This is a genomic window from Actinomadura luzonensis (genome assembly GCF_022664455.2).
Lineage (GTDB): Bacteria > Actinomycetota > Actinomycetes > Streptosporangiales > Streptosporangiaceae > Nonomuraea > Nonomuraea luzonensis.
Genome location: NZ_JAKRKC020000001.1, coordinates 943,970 through 962,505 on the forward strand (window position 1 = coordinate 943,970; position 18,536 = coordinate 962,505).

17 protein-coding genes are annotated in these 18,536 nt (G+C 73.3%); 8 read left to right on the forward strand and 9 right to left on the reverse strand.

Annotated elements, in window-relative coordinates:
- Positions 1-5 precede the first annotated feature (5 nt).
- Positions 6-2,231: a polysaccharide lyase 8 family protein gene (locus MF672_RS04435; RefSeq protein WP_242372668.1), complete on the forward strand. Its 2,226-nt coding sequence runs from the start codon at positions 6-8 to the stop codon at positions 2,229-2,231.
- Here the strand turns inward: MF672_RS04435 and MF672_RS04440 are convergent.
- The 6 genes from MF672_RS04440 to MF672_RS04465 all read right to left on the reverse strand — a co-directional run bounded on the left by MF672_RS04440 (position 2,191) and on the right by MF672_RS04465 (position 7,015).
- The gene (locus tag MF672_RS04440) at positions 2,191-2,742 is read right to left on the reverse strand and encodes a DNA-3-methyladenine glycosylase I (protein ID WP_444861104.1); all 552 of its coding nucleotides are present in this window, start codon (positions 2,740-2,742) and stop codon (positions 2,191-2,193) included. The two genes, MF672_RS04435 and MF672_RS04440, sit on opposite strands and share 41 nt — an antisense overlap.
- Positions 2,739-3,428: a hypothetical protein gene (locus MF672_RS04445; RefSeq protein ID WP_242372669.1), complete on the reverse strand. Its 690-nt coding sequence runs from the start codon at positions 3,426-3,428 to the stop codon at positions 2,739-2,741. The genes MF672_RS04440 and MF672_RS04445 overlap by 4 nt, the downstream gene beginning before the upstream one ends.
- Before the next feature lie 90 nt (positions 3,429-3,518).
- The gene (locus MF672_RS04450; RefSeq protein WP_242372670.1) at positions 3,519-4,103 is read right to left on the reverse strand and encodes an LOG family protein; all 585 of its coding nucleotides are present in this window, start codon (positions 4,101-4,103) and stop codon (positions 3,519-3,521) included.
- Between the two features lie 11 nt (positions 4,104-4,114).
- Complete coding sequence (locus MF672_RS04455) at positions 4,115-4,912, reverse strand: LOG family protein (protein WP_242372672.1); 798 nt, start codon at positions 4,910-4,912, stop codon at positions 4,115-4,117.
- A gap of 214 nt (positions 4,913-5,126) precedes the next feature.
- The gene (dapE, locus tag MF672_RS04460; protein WP_242372674.1) at positions 5,127-6,182 is read right to left on the reverse strand and encodes a succinyl-diaminopimelate desuccinylase; all 1,056 of its coding nucleotides are present in this window, start codon (positions 6,180-6,182) and stop codon (positions 5,127-5,129) included.
- Positions 6,182-7,015 carry a 2,3,4,5-tetrahydropyridine-2,6-dicarboxylate N-succinyltransferase gene (locus MF672_RS04465; RefSeq protein WP_242372676.1) on the reverse strand — a complete coding sequence of 278 codons (834 nt, stop codon included), beginning with the start codon at positions 7,013-7,015 and terminating at the stop codon, positions 6,182-6,184. The genes dapE and MF672_RS04465 overlap by 1 nt, the downstream gene beginning before the upstream one ends.
- A gap of 43 nt (positions 7,016-7,058) precedes the next feature.
- On the opposite strand from MF672_RS04465, the gene MF672_RS04470 reads away from it, so the two are divergent.
- Entirely contained in the window at positions 7,059-7,874 is an 816-nt protein-coding gene (locus MF672_RS04470; protein WP_242372746.1) for a hypothetical protein, read from the forward strand.
- Between the two features lie 81 nt (positions 7,875-7,955).
- Here the strand turns inward: MF672_RS04470 and MF672_RS04475 are convergent, their stop codons facing one another.
- The 3 genes from MF672_RS04475 to fdxA form a co-directional block, all read right to left on the reverse strand.
- On the reverse strand, positions 7,956-8,639 hold the full coding sequence (locus MF672_RS04475; protein WP_247815159.1) for a DUF4178 domain-containing protein: 684 nt from the start codon (positions 8,637-8,639) through the stop codon (positions 7,956-7,958).
- A 106-nt stretch (positions 8,640-8,745) separates the two neighbouring features.
- Positions 8,746-9,816 carry a succinyldiaminopimelate transaminase gene (gene dapC / locus MF672_RS04480; protein WP_242372680.1) on the reverse strand — a complete coding sequence of 357 codons (1,071 nt, stop codon included), beginning with the start codon at positions 9,814-9,816 and terminating at the stop codon, positions 8,746-8,748.
- A 105-nt stretch (positions 9,817-9,921) separates the two neighbouring features.
- A complete protein-coding gene (gene fdxA, locus MF672_RS04485) occupies positions 9,922-10,248 on the reverse strand; it encodes a ferredoxin (protein WP_242372683.1) in 327 nt (108 codons plus the stop codon).
- A gap of 105 nt (positions 10,249-10,353) precedes the next feature.
- On the opposite strand from fdxA, the gene MF672_RS52440 reads away from it, so the two are divergent.
- The 6 genes from MF672_RS52440 (at position 10,354) to MF672_RS04515 (ending at position 18,524) form a co-directional block, all read left to right on the forward strand.
- On the forward strand, positions 10,354-10,584 hold the full coding sequence (locus tag MF672_RS52440) for a putative acetyltransferase (RefSeq protein ID WP_242372685.1): 231 nt from the start codon (positions 10,354-10,356) through the stop codon (positions 10,582-10,584).
- 17 nt (positions 10,585-10,601) lie between these two features.
- A complete protein-coding gene (locus MF672_RS04495; RefSeq protein WP_242372687.1) occupies positions 10,602-11,666 on the forward strand; it encodes an ABC transporter substrate-binding protein in 1,065 nt (354 codons plus the stop codon).
- Between the two features lie 102 nt (positions 11,667-11,768).
- The gene (locus MF672_RS04500) at positions 11,769-12,545 is read left to right on the forward strand and encodes a class I SAM-dependent methyltransferase (protein WP_242372689.1); all 777 of its coding nucleotides are present in this window, start codon (positions 11,769-11,771) and stop codon (positions 12,543-12,545) included.
- A 226-nt stretch (positions 12,546-12,771) separates the two neighbouring features.
- Positions 12,772-14,796 (forward strand): hypothetical protein, encoded by a 2,025-nt coding sequence (locus MF672_RS04505; RefSeq protein ID WP_242372691.1) that lies wholly within the window; start codon positions 12,772-12,774, stop codon positions 14,794-14,796.
- A gap of 3 nt (positions 14,797-14,799) precedes the next feature.
- Positions 14,800-16,629, forward strand: coding sequence for a UvrD-helicase domain-containing protein (locus tag MF672_RS04510; RefSeq protein WP_242372693.1), 1,830 nt, complete (start codon positions 14,800-14,802; stop codon positions 16,627-16,629).
- Positions 16,630-16,688: 59 nt separating this feature from the next.
- Positions 16,689-18,524 (forward strand): sigma factor-like helix-turn-helix DNA-binding protein, encoded by a 1,836-nt coding sequence (locus MF672_RS04515; protein ID WP_242372695.1) that lies wholly within the window; start codon positions 16,689-16,691, stop codon positions 18,522-18,524.
- Positions 18,525-18,536 lie beyond the last annotated feature (12 nt).

The window sequence follows — 18,536 nt, forward strand, 5'->3', positions numbered from 1 at the left end:
TGCGCATGGAGCCATTCGCCACCCTCCGCGCCGCCGCGCTCTCCCTCCTCACCGGGGGCGACCTGGACGCCGCCGACCCCGCCTACGCCGCGCCCCTCGCCCGCCTGAGCGGCGCCGCGGCCGGCCGGCTGGCGTCGCTGACGCCCGCCCTGACCTGGCCCGACCTGCCGCTCGAAGGCCGGCCCGGCAACGTCACCGGCAGCCACGCCCGGCTGCGCGTGATCGCCACCGCCTGGGCCACCCCCGGCACCGCCCAGCACGGCGACGACGGGGTGGCCGCCACCGTCGTCGCCGCGCTCGACCTGCTGCACGAGCGCCACTATCACGCGGGCCTGCCCGAGACGGGCAACTGGTGGTTCTGGGAGATCGGCACGCCGGCCGAGCTGAGCCGCACCTGCGTGCTGCTCGGCGACCGGCTCGACGCCGGGCGGCTGGAGGCGTACCTGGGGGCGATCGACCGGTTCTGCCCCGACGCCGACCGCCGCGCCGGCAACCCCGCGGCCGCGGAGAGCGGCGCCAACCGGGCGGACAAGGCGCTCGTCGTGGCCCTGCGCGGCGTGGCCGGGCGCAGCGCGGAGAAGCTGGCGCTGGCCCGCGACGGGCTGTCCGACGTGCGCGACGGCGGGCGGCACAGCGTCTTCCGGCACGTCGAGTCCGGCGACGGCTTCTACCCGGACGGGTCGTTCATCCAGCACGGCGACGTGGCCTACACCGGCTCCTACGGGCTGTCGCTGCTGATCGCGGTCGCCCACACGCTCGCGCTGCTGGAGGGCTCGCCGTGGGCGGTGCGCGATCCGGGCCGGCGGCTGCTGCTGGACGCGGTCGAGCGGTCGTTCGCGCCGTTCGTCCACGACGGCCTGCTCATGGACGCGGTCAGGGGGCGGGCGGTCAGCCGGCAGGCGTTCTCCGACGCGGTGGCCGGGCACGGCCTGGTCGGCGCGGTGCTGCTGCTCGGCGAGCACGCGCCCGAGCCGTACCGGGGCCGCTTCGCCGAGCTGGCCAAGGGCTGGATCGAGCGCGGCAAGCACCGGCCCTACCTGGAGCACGCGGACGTGCCGGAGACCCGGCGGGCGGTCGCCGTGCTGGACGACAAGGCGGTGGAGGCGGCGGGCCCGCCGGTCGGCCACCACGTCTTCGCGTCGATGGACCGGGTGGTGCACCGGCAGCCCGCCTGGTCGTTCGCGATCAGCCTGTCGTCGCGGCGCATCGCCGCCTACGAGGCCATCAACGGCGAGAACCGGCACGCCTGGTACACCGGCGACGGCATGACCTACCTCTACACCGGCGACCTCGGCCAGTTCGGCGACGACTTCTGGCCCACGGTCGACCCGCACCGGCTGCCCGGCACCACCGTGGCCGTCCGCCCGCGCGAGGACCTGTCCTTCCGCGCCCACCGCCCCGAGAACGACTGGGCGGGCGGCGCGGCGCTCGACGGCCGTTACGGCGCCGCCGCGATGGAGCTGACCGGCGACGGCGTCTACCTGCGGGCCCGCAAGTCGTGGTTCTGCCTGGACAACGTGGTGGTGGCGCTCGGCGCGGGCATCACCGCCACCGGCGGGCACCCCGTCGAGACCGTCGTCGAGAACCGGGCCACCGGCGCCCGGCCGTACGTCGGCGACGGGTGGGCGCACCTGCCCGACACCGGCGGGTACGTGTTCGAGGGCGGCCTGCACCTGGTCACGGAGCGCACCGGCCGCTGGCGCGACATCAACACCGGCGACGACACCGCGGGCGCCTACGACCCGGTGACCCGGCGCTACGTCACGTTCTGGATCGACCACGGCGTCGACCCCGTGGACGCCTCCTACGCCTACGTGATCCTGCCCCACGCCACCCGCGAGCGCACCCGGGCCTGGCGCGGGGCGTGGCCGGTGCGGGTGGCCGCCAACACGCCGCGGGTGCAGGCCGTGCGCGGGCGGGCGCTGGTGGCGGCCACGTTCTGGGCGGCCGGCCGGATCGACGGGCTGGAGGCCGACGCGCCCTGCGTCGTGCTCATGCGGCGCACCGCCGGGCGGGTGGCGGTGGCCGTGGCCGACCCGAGCCGCACCGTCGACCACGTGACCGTGACGCTCGACCGGCCGGCGCGCGGCGTCGTCCGGGCCGACGACACCGTGACGGTGCGCACCGGCAACCGGCCGCGGCTCACCGTCGCGCTCGCCGGGTCGGGCGGGCGCACGCACGCGGCCGAGCTCAGCGCGTACGGGCCACGCACTCCGCAAGGTGATCGTTGACCAGCCCGATGGCCTGCATGAGGGCGTAGGCCGTGGTCGGGCCGACGAACCTGAAGCCGTGCCTCTTCAGCTCCTTCGCCAGCGCCTTGGAGGCGGGCGTGGTGGCCGGCACGTCGGCCATCGACCTCGGCACGGGGGCGTCGGGGTCGGCGTACCGCCAGACCAGCTCCGACAGGCCGTCCGGGAGGTCCTGGGCGGCCCTGGCGTTGCCGATCGCCGCCTCGATCTTGGCCCGGTTGCGGACGATGCCCGCGTCGCCGAGCAGCCGCTCGACGTCGCGCTCGGTGTAGGAGGCCACCTTGGGGATGGAGAAGCCGTCGAAGGCGGCGCGGAAGTTCTCCCGCTTGCGCAGGATGGTCAGCCAGGACAGGCCGGACTGGAACGCCTCCAGCGCGACGCGCTCGAAGACGGCGTCGTCGCCCTTCAGCGGGCGACCCCATTCCTCGTCGTGGTAGGCGAGGTACATGGGGTCGGACAGGCCCGCCCAGACGCAGCGGATCGGCTCGGTCACGCCTGGTCGTTCCCCTTCTGGGCGTCCTTCGCCTGAGCCGCCGGGACCGGCTCCTCGGGCTCGCCCGTGCTTTCCTCCGTGCTCTCGCCGCTGCTGGCAGGCTCCTCCGGCTCGGGCTCCTCGTCCGGCTTCGGCTCCTCGTCCGGCTTCGGCTCGGCGGCGGCCGCGGCCTCCTCGGCGGCGAGGCCGGTCTCGGCGGGCAGCCGCCACTCCGGCTCCTCGGGCAGCCGGCCAGGCTCCGCGCCGCCGTCCCACGCCACCGACGCGCCGCTCGACGTGACGGGGTCGCCGGACTCCGGCAGCTCCCTGTCGACGGCCGGCGCCTCGGGCTCGTGGTCGGTGCGCAGCCCCGCGCCCGGCGCGGCGTACACCTCCTGGCGCGCGTGCAGCCGGCTGGACAGCAGCTCGGAGACCCGCTGCTCCAGCACGGCGATCCTGGTGTCGCGCTCGCTCAGCGCGGTGGCGGCCCGGCGCAGGGTCTCATCGACGCTCGCCGTGTGGTATCCGACCAGGTTGACCGGCAGTTGGAGGGCCATGAAGTCGACCGCCGTGAGCTGCCCGGGCTCGGGCAGGTCGAGCGGCGGGACGTCCGGCGGGAACTCGGTCAGCTCACCGCCCCGGCCGAGGGAGACCACGACCACGCAGACCAGGATGGCGATGGCGGCGATGGCGAGTATGACCAGCACATTGGCATCGTACTCATACCATCGGGGCATGAGGTCCGCACTTGCCTCAGCCGGTGCCGGTTCGGACGCGACCGTCCTGGTCAGCCGGGGTCAGCCGGTGGACTCGCCGAGCTCGGCCACGCTCGGCCGGACCGGCTGGGGGCGGGCCTCCAGCCGGTCGAGCGCCTCCTCCACGGTGGTGGTCCAGGCGATCGCGTCGAACACCTCGGGCCGGGTGAAGCCCTCGTCGTAGAGGTGGCTCATGAGCTGCTTGAGCGGCACGTACAGGCCCCAGGGGTCGAGCACCACGAGCGGCTTGTCGTGCATGCCGAGCACCCGCGCGGTCCAGATCTCGAACAGCTCCTCCAGCGTGCCGATGCCGCCGGGCAGCACCAGGAACGCCGCCGAGCGGGCGTCCATGATCCCCTTGCGCTCGCGCATGTCGGCGGTGACGATCAGCTCGTGCGACTCCTCGTCGGCCACCTCCATGTCGACCAGCACCTGGGGGATCACGCCGACCGTGCGCCCGCCCGCCGCGCGGGCCGCCGAGGTGACGGCCCCCATGCACGAGATCGACCCGCCGCCGCTGACCAGGGTGTGGCCGCGCCGGGCCAGCTCGGTGCCGACCCGGGCGGCCAGGTCGAGGTACTTGTCGTCGATGTGCAGGCTTGAGGCGCAGAAGACGCAGATGTTCACGTGGCGGAAGCCTATTGGGGCTCGGCGCTGTGGGCCGCGGCGGCCTCGATCTCCTCCTGGCGCTGCCTGCTGCGGGCCAGGTCGGAGTCCACGATGATGCGCACGGCCTCGTCGACGTCGTCGGTGACGGTGATGAGGTCGAGGTCCTGGGCGGCGATCTTGCCGGTGCCGAGCAGGCTGCCCTTGATCCAGTCGAGCAGGCCGCCCCAGAACTCGCTGCCCATCAGCACCACGGGGAACGAGGTGACCTTGTGGGTCTGCACCAGCGTCAGCGCCTCGAACAGCTCGTCCAGCGTGCCGAAGCCGCCGGGCAGGGCGATGAAGCCGCACGAGTACTTCACGAACATGGTCTTGCGCACGAAGAAGTAGCGGAACTCGATGCCGAGGTCGACGTAGTCGTTCATGCGCTGCTCGAACGGCAGCTCGATGCCCAGCCCGACCGAGATCGCGCCCTCCACCTCGCGCGCGCCCCGGTTGGCCGCCTCCATGACGCCGGGGCCGCCGCCGGTGATGACGGCGTAGCCGGCCTCGGCGAGCGCCCGGCCGAGCGCGCGGCCCATCGTGTACTCGGGGGTGTCGGCGGGGGTGCGCGCCGAGCCGAACACGGTGACCGCGGGCGGCAGCTCGGCGAGCTGCCCGAAGCCCTCCACGAACTCGGCCTGGATGCGCAGCACCCGCCACGGGTCCATGTGCACCCAGTCGGAGGAGCCCTGGCGGGCCAGCAGCCGCTGGTCGTGAGTGGAGGTGGGGACGAGGCTGCCGCGGACCACGGCCTGGCCCTGACGGCGTTCCCGACGGTTCTGTTCCATGCGGATCACGCTAATCCTTCGGACGTCCGCCCGCGTCCTCGGGACGGAAGCCCAGGTGGCGGGGCGAATACAGGAATCTAAAAAATCTTGGAAATCCTGGGGAACCGGATTTCGGCTCCCTCGCGTCTAACTGGCGAGGGTGCTGCTCGGGACTGAAAGTGGTCTTCCCCGCCAAATGGCCGGCGAGGAAGGCCACTTTCACATTGTGGGCCCGTCACGCCGTGAGCCAGTCGCGCATCGCGCGCTCGCCCTCCACGATCTTCGGCAGCGACACGTACTCGCCCTGCTGGTGCGCCAGGTTGGGGTCGCCGGGCCCGTAGTTCACCGCCGGGACGCCGAGCGCGGAGAAGCGGGCGACGTCCGTCCAGCCCAGCTTGGCCCGCGGCGTGCCGCCCACGGCCGTCGTGAACGCCGCCGCCACCGGGTGCGTCAGCCCCGGCCGGGCGCCCGGGGCGGCGTCGGTGAAGGCCACCTCGAAGCCGTCGAACACCTCGCGGACGTGCTCCTGGGCCTGCTCGATCGTCAGGTCGGGGGCGAAGCGGTAGTTGACGGTGACCACGCACAGGTCGGGGATCACGTTGCCGGCCACGCCGCCGCGCACGGCGACCGCGTTCAGCCCCTCATGGTACTCCAGGCCGTCCACCACCGGCCGGCGCGCCTCGTAGGCGTTCAGCCGGGCCAGCACCGGCTCGATGCCGTGAATGGCGTTGACCCCGAACCACGAGCGGGCGCTGTGGGCGCGCTTGCCGGTCACCGTGACCTCGGCGCGCAGCGTGCCCTGGCAGCCGCCCTCGATCACGCCGTCGGTCGGCTCCATCAGCACCGCGAAGTCGGCGCGCAGCCAGTCGGGGTGCTCGCGCGCGACCCGGCCGAGGCCGTTGCGCTCGGCCTCGACCTCCTCGCAGTCGTAGAAGACGTAGGTGACGTCCCTGCCCGGCTCGTGGACGGTGGCCGCGAGGCGGAGCGCGACCGCGACGCCGGCCTTCATGTCGGAGGTGCCGCACCCGTACAGCAGGTCGCCCTCGACGCGGCTCGGCAGGTTGCCCGCGACCGGGACGGTGTCGAGGTGCCCGGCGATCAGCACCCGCTCGGCGCGGCCGAGGCCGGTGCGCGCGACCACGGTCTCGCCGGAGCGGTCCACCTTGAGGTGCGGCAGCGCGGCGAGTGCCCGCTCGACGGCGTCGGCCAGCGTCCGCTCGGCGCCGCTCACCGACTCGACGTCCACGATCGCGGCGGTGAGCGCCCGCACGTCCTGGGTCAGGTCCAGCATCAGGTGTTCACCCCGTGTTCCCGCAGCACCTCGTTGAGCGCCGCCTTGTCGTGCCGCTGCCCCGGCTCCAGCCGCTTGATCACCAGCACGCACGGCAGCCCGAACGTGCCTCCGGGGAACTCCTTCTGCCGGGTGCCGCCCACGGCCACGCACCAGTCGGGGATCCGGCCCCTGGCCAGCTCCTCGCCGGTCTCGACGTCGATCACCGGCATCGAGGCGGACAGGATCACCCCGGCCCCGACCACCGCTCCCCTGCCCACCCGGGCGCCCTCGACGATCATCGCCCGGCTGCCGACGAGCGCGTCGTCCTCGACCACGACCGGCACGGCGTTGGGCGGCTCCAGCACGCCGCCGATGCCCACCCCGCCGGACAGGTGCACGTTCTTGCCGATCTGGGCGCAGGAGCCCACGGTGGCCCAGGTGTCCACCATGGTGTTCTCGTCCACGTACGCCCCGATGTTGGTGAACGACGGCATCAGCACCACGCCCGGGGCCAGGTAGGAGCCCCAGCGGGCGATCGCGCCGGGCACCACGCGCACGCCCTCGAAGGAGTTCTTCAGCGGCACCCGGTCCTGGTGGTGGAAGTCGCCCACCTGCGAGCGGGCCATGTTGAGCACCTTGAAGGCGAGCAGGATCGCCCGTTTCGCGCGCTCGTCCACCTCGACCTCGCCGTCCACGACGGCGGCCACGCGGGCGACTCCGGCGTCCAGCAGGTCCACCGCGCCGATCACCAGGTGGCGGGCCTCGCCGTCCTGGGGCGACAGCTCCGCCCGGTGCTCCCACAGCTCGTCGATGACCGGGGATATCGGTGAGGGGGTGCTCACGTCACTCATGGGCACGGAGCTTATCCGTACGGGTAGGTTCTTCAGCGTGCGCATGCGCTTCTCCCGCGGGGTTCTCACCATCGCCGCCATCGTGGTCGTCCTCGCCGTCGGCGTGTCGGTGGGTCTCTACTACCTGCTGCGGACGACGCCGCACCTGGCCGAGGCCCCGGCCTTCTGCAACGTGCGCACCCCCGACGACGCGGTCAGCCTCAACCCCGAGCAGGCGCAGATCGCCGCCACCATCGCCGCGGTCGCGGCCCGCAGGAAGCTGCCCGAGCGGGCCGTGGTCATCGCCTACGCCACCGCCCTCCAGGAGTCGAAGCTGCGCAACCTCGACTGGGGCGACCGCGACTCCGTGGGCGTCTTCCAGCAGCGCGAGTCGCAGGGCTGGGGCACGCAGAAGCAGCTCATGGACCCGGTCTACGCCACCAACAAGTTCTTCGCCGCGCTGGTCAAGGTCAAGAACTACCGCAAGCTGCCGCTGGCGGAGGCGGCGCAGGCGGTGCAGCGCTCGGCGGGCGGTTACGCGTACGCGGCCCACGAGCGGGACGCGAAGGTGCTCGCGGCCGGCTTCACCGGACGGGTGCCGCAGGCCGTGCACTGCTGGTACCCGCCCCCCACCGCCACCCCGTCGCCGAAGCCGCGCACCGAGGAGGCGCGCAAGCAGCTCGCGCGGGCGCTCGGCAGCACGGCGATCACCTCGCCCAAGCGGGGCTGGCTGGTCGCCGCCTGGTCGGTGGCCCACGCCGAGAAGTACGGGCTGAGCAAGGTGCGGTACGCGGGGGCGGCCTGGTCGAACCGGCAGGAGGCGACGGGGTGGCGCACCACGAAGGACGACGCGGGGACGGGCCAGGTCGAGCTGTCCTGACCAGCGCCGTCGTGCGGGGCCGTGCGGGGCGGTTGCGCGCAAGCGCGCCCCCATTGCGCCGTCGCCCGCAACCGGGGGGCGTCAGGAGGCGCGGCGGGTGATGGAGATGGAGCCGGGCGGCAGGGGCTGGGCGTAGCTGGCGGTCCAGGACTGTCCCTGGATGCGCTCGAAGGACAGCAGCCGCCCGTCGGAGGCCCGGTAGTCGGCGAAGTCGAGCAGCCCCCGGTCGGGGTTGCCGGTCTCACCCTCGCTGCGGAAGGCGGCCGTGCCCCGGTCGGCGGGGAAGAACTCCACGCCCTCCATGATGAGCATGCTCTTGGCGGGCACCATGCCCTGCGTGGGGACCTCCGTCCACAGCAGCACCTCCAGGTGCGGCGGCTCACCGGCCAGCACCGCCACCGACAACCACTGCAGCCGCCGCGTGCTGTCGCGGAGCAGGAACTCCACCCACTGCTGCCCCTGCCACGAGATGTGCATGGCCCCGAGCACCCGCGCGGGCGAGCCGTGCACGTCGATGCGGTCGCCCACCCGGATCGTGCGGGGGTCGGTGTAGTCGGCCCCGGCGTGCCCCGGCACGCCGCCGGGCGCGCCTGGGGGCGCGTTCGCGGGCGCATTCACCGGCGCCGGCATCGGGCTCTCCCGCGGAGCGACCTCGACCGCCGGCGGCGGCGTGCTCGCGCGGCCTTTCCTGTCTTGCCTCAGGGTGGCCCAGAAGGCTCCGAGCAGCAGCAGGACGAGGGCGATGCTCAGCCCGAGAACGACCATGGAGGTCATGCTCATCGATCAGCTCGCTCCACTCGCGGTCTGCCTCGGCGTAAGCCCTTATCGATTTATGCGTGCCAAACCTGACGGTTTGCTATGAGGCGCGATCCTACTGGAGGCGGCGCACCGCCGCACTGATGCGTTCGTCAGTGGCGGTGACAGCGATGCGGATGTGCCGCTCACCTGCCGATCCGTAGAACTCGCCGGGCGCGACCAAAATCCCGATTTCGGAGAGCTTACTTACCTGGTCCCAGGCGTTCTGTCCGTTCGATGCCCAGAAATAAAGCCCTGCGGTGGAATGGTCGATGTGCCAGCCGGCCCGCTCCAGCGCCGGGCGCAGCAGGGCGCGGCGGGCCGCGTACCGCTCGCGCTGGGCGTCGGCGTGCGCGTCGTCGGCCAGCGCGGCCGCCATCGCCGCCTGGACCGGGGCGGGCATCATCATGCCCGCGTGCTTGCGGACCTCCAGCAGCCGCTTGACCAGCGCGGGATCGCCGGTCACGAACCCGGCGCGGTAGCCCGCCAGGTTGGAGCGCTTGGAGAGCGAGTGGACGGCGAGCAGCCCCTCGTGGGAGCCGCCGCAGACGTCGGGGTGGAGGACGGAGACCGGCTCCTCCTCCCAGCCGAGCTCGATGTAGCACTCGTCGGAGGCGACGACCGCGCCACGCTCGCGCGCCCACGCCACCACCTTGCGCAGGTGCTCGGCGGGCAGCACCCGGCCGGTCGGGTTGCCGGGCGAGTTGACCCAGACGAGGTCGACGCGCTCGGGCCCGAGCGCGAGCGTGCTGTCGGAGGCGGTGCCCGCCGCCCCCGCGAGCCGGGCGCCCACGTCGTACGTGGGGTAGGCCAGCTCGGGGAAGACCACCCGGCGCGCGCCCAGGTAGGTGGGCAGCCAGGCGACGAACTCCTTCGACCCGATCAGCGGCAGCACGTCGCGCTGGTCCACCTCGACGCCGTGGCGGCGGCGCAGCCAGCCGGCCGCGGCCTCGCGCAGCGCCGGGGTGCCGTGGGTGAAGGGGTAGCCGGGGCTGTCCGCGGCCTCGACGAGGGCCTTGCGGACGACCTCGGGCACGGGATCGACGGGCGTGCCGACCGAGAGGTCGACGATGCCGTCGGGATGTGCGAGCGCGCGCTCCTTGTACGGCTCCAGCCGGTCCCAGGGGAAGTCAGGCAGGTTGTTCACAGCTCTCCAGGGTGTCGCGTCGCCGTACGGCGCGTGCCCGGGCACACCACGTGGACGGGGCGCATCCAGGCTCGGATGCCCCCGTGCACGACGTGCCGGAACAGCTCAGTGGTCCTCGCCCTGCGGCGGCAGGGCCGCCACGACCGGGTGGTCCTTGTCGATCTTGCCGACCTTCGAGGCGCCGCCCGGCGAGCCGAGCTCCTCGAAGAAGTCGACGTTGGCCTTGTAGAAGTCCTTCCACTGCTCGGGAAGGTCGTCCTCGTAGAAAATGGCCTCGACGGGGCACACAGGCTCACACGCGCCGCAGTCCACGCACTCGTCGGGGTGGATGTAAAGCATGCGCTCGCCCTCGTAGATGCAATCGACGGGGCACTCCTCGATGCACGCCTTGTCCAGGACGTCCACGCAAGGCTGCGCGATGACGTAGGTCACCTCGAGCTCCTTCTTCTCCGCACCATGGCATGACTCTGACCGCGGTTTGCTACGCCCTAGTATTGCCGTGCTTGCCAGCTGGCCGAAACGGAGGGTGGCAAACTCATGGCCGCGCGCCTTGTCATCGCGATCACAAGTCAGGACATAGGGGCCCGGATCACCACGCGGAGGCGGGTGCCGGGAGGCTTTCGCGACGCGGTGGGAATTCTGGAGTCGTGGGCCGACGGGGTCCTTCGCGTGCGCAAGCGGGACGGCACGCTGGTGGAGATCCAGGAGGAGACGCTGGCAGCGGCCAGGGTCGTTCCGGCCGCGCCTCCTCGACCTGAGCGGACGTAACAGTCAGTATTCAACGTGTGACCGTACGTACCTGTGCCGCCGCAGCAGCCATCCTCGCCAGCGCCGGATGCGGCGCGTCGTCCACAGAGCCCACGTCGGCCAAGAACCTGCCGCCGGTCAACGTGCAGGCGGGCTCGCTGAAGGCCGGATTCGCCACCATGGAGCGGCTCGCGGAGGCCGCCAAGCGCGAGGGCCGGCTCAACGTCATCGCCCTGCCCCGCGCCTGGGTCGGCTACGGCGAGATCATCGACACCTTCGCCGACAAGTACGGCATCAAGGTCAACGAGCTGGAGCCGAACGCCGGCAGCGCCCGCCAGATCGAGGCGGCCGCGCGGCTCAAGCCCGACGTGTTCGACCTCACGCTGGACGTGGCGGTCAAGGAGGCCGCCAGGTTCGCGCCGTACAAGGTGCAGGGCTGGCTGGACCTGCCGGACGGCGTCAAGGACCCGGCCGGCGCCTGGTACGCCGCCTACGGCGGCTACATGTCCATCGGGTACGACCCGCGCGCGGTCAAGGCCCCCGCCACGTTCGCCGACCTGCTGGGCCCCGGCTACAAGGTCGCGCTCGACGGCGACCCGCTGCGCTCGGCCGCGGCCTTCGGCGGCGTGATGGCGGCCTCCATGCGGGGCGGCGCGCCCCGTCCCGACCAGGGCGTGAGCCTGTTCGCCAAGCTCAAGCAGGCCGGGCGGCTCACCGACCCGGCCAAGGCCAACACCGTCGTCTCCTGGGACCACCTCAACGCGGCCCGCAGCGCCGCCCACGCCGACCGCTGGAAGGTCGTCATCCCGCGGGACGCGCCGCTCGGCGGCTACCACGTGCAGGCGATCAGCAAGGCCGCCCCGCACCCCGCCGCGGCCCGGCTGTGGCAGGAGTTCCTGCTCTCCGACGAGGGCCAGAACCTGCTGCTGAAGGGCTGGGCCCGTCCCGCCCGAGACGAGGCCATGGCCATGAAGGGCACCCTGGACACCGAGCAGGCCGAAAGGCTGCCGCGGACGCCGGGGCCGCCGATCCTGCTGACGATCCCGCAGGAGGACGCCGGGAAGGCGTACCTGCGCAAGGAATGGGCCAAGAGTGTGGGATGAGTCCCATGTGACTTGATATGTCGTGGGGACGATCAGGCTCTAAAGTGAACAGACAGCACGGCCACGGGGGCCCGATGTCTGACGAAATGTGAGCTGATCGTCTTGCGATACGACACACCGAGCCTGGAGCGGTGGAACAGTCGCGCCTACGACAGCAGCTTCGGCTACGTCTCCACCCAGGGCGCGCCTCTGGTCGACCTGCTGGACCCGCGGCCCGGCGAGCGCGTGCTCGACCTCGGCTGCGGCACGGGCGTGCTCACCGCGCAGATCGCCTTCAGGGGAGCCGAGGTCCTCGGGATCGACGGCTCCTCCGCGATGATCGAGAAGGCGCTGGCGCAGTACCCCGGGATGGACTTCATCGTCGGCGACGGCCACGACTTCACCGTGGTCGACCCGTACGACGCGGTCTTCTCCAACGCGGCCCTGCACTGGATGAGCCGCGACCCCGCCCTCGTGATCGCCAACGTGCGCGAGGCGCTGACGCCCGGCGGGCGCTTCGTGGCCGAGATGGGCGGGGCCGGCAACTGCGCCGAGCTGACCGCCGCGATGTCCACGGCCTGGCGCGAGTACGGCCTGCGCGAACCCGAGCTGCCGTGGTACTTTCCCACGCCTGCGGAGTACGCCCGCCGCCTGGAGCAGGAGGGCTTCGTCGTCCGGTTGCTGGAGTACTTCGACCGGCCGACCCCGCTCGACGAATGCCCTGGCGGGGCCGCCGACTGGGTGAGGATGTTCGCCTCGTCGGCCATCGAGGGCCTGCCGCCGGAGATCGTGGAGCCCCTGCTTCATCGGGTCAACGAACTGGCGGCGCCCGCGCTTCGCAGGGAGACTGGCTGGATGGCCGATTACGTGCGTCTACGCTTTGCCGCCGTTCGGCGCTGATGCGTAGTGCATGATGCGTAGGGCTAATTTGCCGGACTATGGTCTGTTCCGTGGGCGGCGAGATTATGGCTGCACCGCTGCGGCGGCGTGAGGGGCTGGTGAACGGAACGGGATGAACTTCTGCCTGAGCGACCTCGTTCCACCGTTGAGGTGGAGCGATGCGTCGACGATCACGCTATTGACCGGGCAGCCGGATCTGCCGGATGCGTGGTGGCGCAGTCTGCCCATGCCGCACGTCCTCGCCGCGATCGGCCCGGAGGCCCTGGCCGAGCTGCTCACGGAGATCGCCCTTGAGCACTGGCCGGCGGCGGCGGTGGGCGACGTGCTGCCCGCGCTGCACGTCCTCGACCCCGAGGAGGCCGACGAGCCGCCGGTCGCCATCGCGCTGGACCGTGCCGGTTCGTGGACGGGGCTGCTCGCGCTGACCGGGCGCGAGCTGGCCGACCAGCCGTTCATCAAGGCGCGGCCGGTGCTGAGCACGCTGTTCGGCGCGGTCTTCACGCGGCTGTCGCACCGCCAGGACGCGGGCGGCGCCGTCGTGGCGCCCGCCGCCCCCGCGGTGCCCGCTCCGCGCAGCGAGGCCGCGCCGGTCGTCGCGGACGAGCCGCTGCCGCTGCCCGCGCCCGCCGCCCCCGCGGACCCGGAGCCCGTCCAGGCGCAGGCCGAGGAGCAGGCCGAGGAGGACGAGCGGCCGGAGGAGCCCGCGGAGCCTTCGACGCCGGAGGAGCCCGAGCCCGTCGATGCGGCTCCGGCCCAGGCGTTCGAGGCCGAGCCGGTCGAAGACCTCCAGGAGCACGAGCAGGAGCACGAGCAGGAGCAGGAGCGCGGGGAGGAGAGCGCGTCGGAGGACGAGCCGGCGGGCGAGCGTCCCGTCCTCGACGCCGACGCCGAGCCCGCCGCCGACGCCGGCGACGGCCCCGAGCCCACCCCCGACTCGGTCGAGGAGCCCGCTCCCGAGCCCGCCGCCGAGGAGGCCGAGGCTCTGGAGGCGCACCACCTGGAGTCCGGCGCCCCCACAGAGGACGACGAGCACGAGGACGACGAGCACGAGGACGACGAGCACGAGGACGACGAGCACGAGGACGAGCACCCCGAGGACGAGCACGCGGACGGCGCGCACCACCAGGAACTGCCCGACCTCATCGAGGCCGCCTTCTCCGGCCTGGACGACAAGAGCTGGGCCGTCGCCCAGAACCGGGTCTTCACCGACGAGCCGTCGGCGGTCGACCAGCTCGCCAAGCTGTTCGCCGTCCCTCCCGCCGAGATCACGGCGACCGAGGAGGAGTTCCGCGTCCGGCTCGGCGAGTGGCTGGCCAGCGACGAGGCGGCCCCGTACCGGGCGCACCTGGAGGAGCTGAGAGAGAAGCTCGGCCCCGAGGCCCCCAAGGAGCAGGTGATCGGCGCGGCCGACTGGCACAGCGTCGAGATCCGCGCCCTGGAGGTGCCTGCCTGGCAGTTCGTGCTGGCGACGCTGCCGGGCCGTCCGGAGGCGCCCCGGGCGGACCCGGCCCCGCAGGTGGAGGCGGCTCCCAAGGTGGAGGTCGCGCCCCCGCCGCGGCTGGACCCGGTGCTGCACTTCGAGCCGCCCCGGCAGCCGCCGATGGACATGCCGCCGCAGTCGGCGTTCGGCCCGGTGCCGCTGCCGCCCTCCCCGCCGCCGGGGCCGCCGCAGTTCCAGGCGTTCAGGCCGGGCGGGCCGCACGAGCAGAACGGCGCCCCGGGCGACAAGCCGTACCAGCCGCTGAAGGACGTCTCGCAGACCCGGCGCTGCTTCCGCCAGCCGGACGGCCGCTGGTGGCTGCGCGTGGACGTGACCGCCGAGCAGATGGCGGGCGGCGAGTGCGCGCTGCCGACGGGCTTCGCGGCGTACCTGGGGCTGTCGCCGGGCGAGAGCAGGACGGTCAGGAGCGCCGCCGGCGAGCTGACCATGACCTGGCACGGCCGCCCGGTCCTGGAGTCCATCGAGCGCCTGCTGGTGGACGTCGGGGCCCGCGAGGGCGGCCACCTGTTCCTGACGCTGTCGGACGAGGGCGTGCTGCGGGCCCGGCACCTGCCGGTGGCCGCGCAGGGCGCGGAGAAGATCACCAAGGCGCTGCGCCTGGTCGGGTACACCGCTCCCGGCGGCACCCGCGACCAGGCGGCGAGGGTGATCGCGACGAGGATCGGCATGACGGGCCCGGTCAGCCTGCCGGACCTGCTCACCAGGCTCCGCGAGCGCGGGGACCGCGACCTGCTCGCCCTGCTGGACTGAGCCGTGCCGCGGCTCGCGATCGGCCCGGAGTTCCCCAGGGAGCTCAGCGCACTGGCCCAGCCGGTGCGCAGGGACGCCGTGGTCGCGCTGCGCCGGTTCCTGCTCAATGTCGCCGGGGCCCCGCATCCCGAACGGGTGCGGGGCGCCCGCGACCCCCGCGTGGCCACGCTGCGCCTGGCCGAGGGGCACCGCGGGGTGGTGGTGCGCCAGCGGGACGTGTACTGGCTGCGCACGCTGCTGCCCGACCCCGAGGCCTGGTCGTACGCCCGCCGCCACCGCTACGGCGTCAACCCCGTGCTCGGCGTGGTCGAGGAGTGGGACGCCGAGGCGCTGGAGCGGGTCGAGCCCGCGTTACGCCGCTCGATCAGGTCCCCCGGGCTGTTCGCGGCCGTCTGCGACGGCGACCTGCTGGCGCTCGGCCTCGACCCGCACGCGATGCCGCTGTTCCGCCTGATCACGACCGAGGCCGACGTGGCGGCGCTCGAACCGCTGCTGCCGCCCACTCAGCACCTGCCGCTCGCCGTGCTGGCCAGGGGCGGCTCGCTGGCCGAGGCGTGGCGCGAGCTGGAGTCCTGGCGCGCCTCCCCCGGGCAGCGCGGCGAGCCGGGCCCGATCGACCCCGACGACCTGCATGCCGCCCTGCTGCGCACCCCCGACCAGGCCGCGTTCGCCGCCGACAAGGTGGCGCTCGACCGCGTCCTGGGCGCGCCGCAGTGGTGCACGTTCCTGCATCCCGCGCAGCACCGCCTGGCCAGGGCGGCCCGCTACGATCATCCCGTGCTCGTCGTCGGCGGCGCGGGCACCGGCAAGACCGTCACGGCCCTGCACCGCGCCGCGCACCTGGCCGCTCACGGCAGCGGCCCCGTCCTGCTGGTCACGTTCTCGCAGGGCCTGGCCGACGACCTCTCGGCCCGGCTGGACCTCCTGATCGAGGACGAGATCGTGCGCAAGCGGATCGAGGTGGACAACGCCGAACGGCTGGCGCTGCGCATCGTGACCGACGCGGAGGGCCGGCGTCCCGCCCTGGTCGGCCCCGGGGCACGCACCCTCGCCCAGCTCACCGACGAGGCGCTGCGGCTGTTGTCGCTGTCCACCGGCGACCTGCTTGACGACGTGGAGCCGGGGCGCAAGCCGTACCGGCACGTGGTGGTGGACGAGGCGCAGGACGTGAGCCCGGCGCAGTGGCGGCTGCTGCGGGCCGCCGCGCCGCGCGCGCCCGACGACCTGTTCGTCGTCGGCGACCCCCACCAGCGGGTCACCGACACGCGGGTGGCGCTGGGCGCGGTGGGCATCCCGGCCGAGCAGCACACGCTCAAGGTCTCCTACCGGCTGCCGCAGGAGCTGCTGTCGTTCGTGGTGCGGCTGCGCGGCGGCGGGCCCGCGCCGGGCCTGGTGCGGGGCGCGACCGAGCTGTACGGCTACCGGGCCACGCACAACGGCGAGCGGCCCGTGGTGCGGGCGTACGAGTCGGCCGAGGCGGAGCTCGCCGGGCTGCGCGCCACGGTCGCGTCGTGGCTGGCCGACGGCGTGCCGCCGGGCGAGATCGCGGTCGGCGCGCGCACCGCGCGGCTGGTGCGGCAGGCCAGGACGGCGCTGGAGGGCCTGGAGGTGCGGGCCGCCACCTTCCGTCAGCTCAAGGGGCTGGAGTTCGAGCGGGTGGCGCTCATCGGCGTGGCGGAGGGCGTGGTGCCCGAGCCGCCGCCCGAGGAACCCGGCGCGCGGGCTAGGGCCCTGCAACGCGAACGGAGCATACTGTTCGTCGCCTGCACGCGCGCGCGTGCGATGCTCTATATCTCCCATTACGGAAGAGGCAGCCCCTTTTTACCACTCTGATCACATAGTCTGAACTGCGGATACTTCCCATTGCCGGTTGGACCTCAATGAACCTCAGCTTGAGCGACCTCGCGCCACCCGTGCGCTGGACCTCCCCTGGGCAGATCTCGCCCGTCATGGAGGAGCCCCAGCTGCCCGAGGCCTGGTGGCAGGCGCTCCCCCTCGACCGCGCATGCGCCGTCGTCGGCACGCAGACCGTGGCCGGCCGCCTGGCCGACCTGGCCGTGGCCTGCTGGGGGCACCTGCACCTGGGCGACATCCTGCCGCTGCTGCGCTTCTCCGACCCCGCCGAGGCCGAGCGGACGCCGGAGACGCTGGGCAAGGACGTCGTGCAGAAGCTGTTCATCGGCGTGTTCGAGCGGCTGCTCGAGCCCGTCCCCGAGGCGGTCCCGGCCCCGTCCCGGCCGGACCGGCCGCTTCCCGAGGTGATCGACGAGCTGTTCGCCACGCTTGACGAGCGGCAGCGCGCCATCGCCCGCGACCGCCTGTACGCGGCGCAGCGGGCCACGCTGGACGAGCTCGCGCAGCGCTTCTCCGTGACGCGGGAGCGCATCAGGCAGATCGAGCGCGACCTCCGCGACCACGTCGAGGCGTGGCTCGCCAGCCAGGACGCGGCGCCGCTGGTCGCCCACGTGGCGTGGCTGCGCGGCCGGCTCGGCTCCGCGGCGCCCGCCGACGACCTCCAGGCCACCGTGCCCTGGCACCGCGCCGAGCTGCGCACGCTCGGCATCCCCGCCTGGCGCTTCGTGCGCACCCTGCTGACCGGCTACGAGCAGGCCGACGGCTGGCTGGTCGCGGGCGGGGCCGACGAGCTGCGGGAGAAGACCCGCCAGCTCTTCGCCGACGGCCCGCGCCCGATCGGCGAGGCCGTCTCCATGGTGTCCCAGCTCGGCGTGCGCGAGGACGTGGCCGAGCGCTGGATCCTGGACGTGCCGCAGCTCCGCGTGCTGGGCACGCACGTGGTGCCGTGGCCGCGCAGCATCAACGAGAAGGCCGAGGCGGTGCTCGCGGTGGCCGGCGCGCCGCTGTCGCCGGAGGAGATCCAGGAGCGCATCGGCGAGGACTACAGCCTGGTCGGCATCCGCAACCAGCTCACCGCCGACGACCGCTTCCTGCGCGTCGACCGCAACAAGTACGGCCTGGCCCGCTGGGGCGGCGACGAGTACCTGGGCATCAGGGAGATGATCGCCAGGGAGATCGAGCGGGCCGGCGGCGAGGCGTCGGTCTCCACGATCGTGACGAACCTGACCTCCCGCTACGACGTCAGCGAGAGCTCGGTGCGGGCCTACTCCGGCGGTCCCGGGTTCGAGCGGACGCAGCGGGGCTGGATCCGGGTGGCGGGCACCTCGCCGAGCGGGGAGGCGGCCGAGCCGTACCAGCCGCGCAAGGACGTCTCGCTGACCCGGCGCAGCTTCCGCTCCCGCGACGGGCGCTGGTGGCACCGCGTGGACGTCAACGCCGAGCACCTGCGCGGGTCCGGCTCGCCGCTGCCGACGGGGTTCGCGGCGTACCTGGGGATGGCGCCCGGCGGGCAGCTCACGGCCTCGGCGCCGTCCGGCGACGTGGTGATCAGCTGGCACAACCAGCCCACCATGGGGTCGATCCGGAACGTGCTGGCCGAGTACAAGGCCAGCGAGGGCGACCACGTCTTCCTGACCGTCTCCGACGGCGGCGAGCTGCTGACCCGCTACCTGCCGGCCGCGCCGGTCGGCATGCCGCCCGTCAACCGGGCGCTCTACCTGCTCGGCTACACCGCTCCCGTCAGCTCCGAGCTGGAGGGCCTGCGGCTGATCGGGGCCAGGATCGGGCTGCCCGACACCGCCGGGCGCGAGGAGGTGCTGGGGCGGCTGCGCGAGCGCGGCGACCGCGACATCCTCGGGTTCCTGGGGGGATGACCGGGTTGGGCT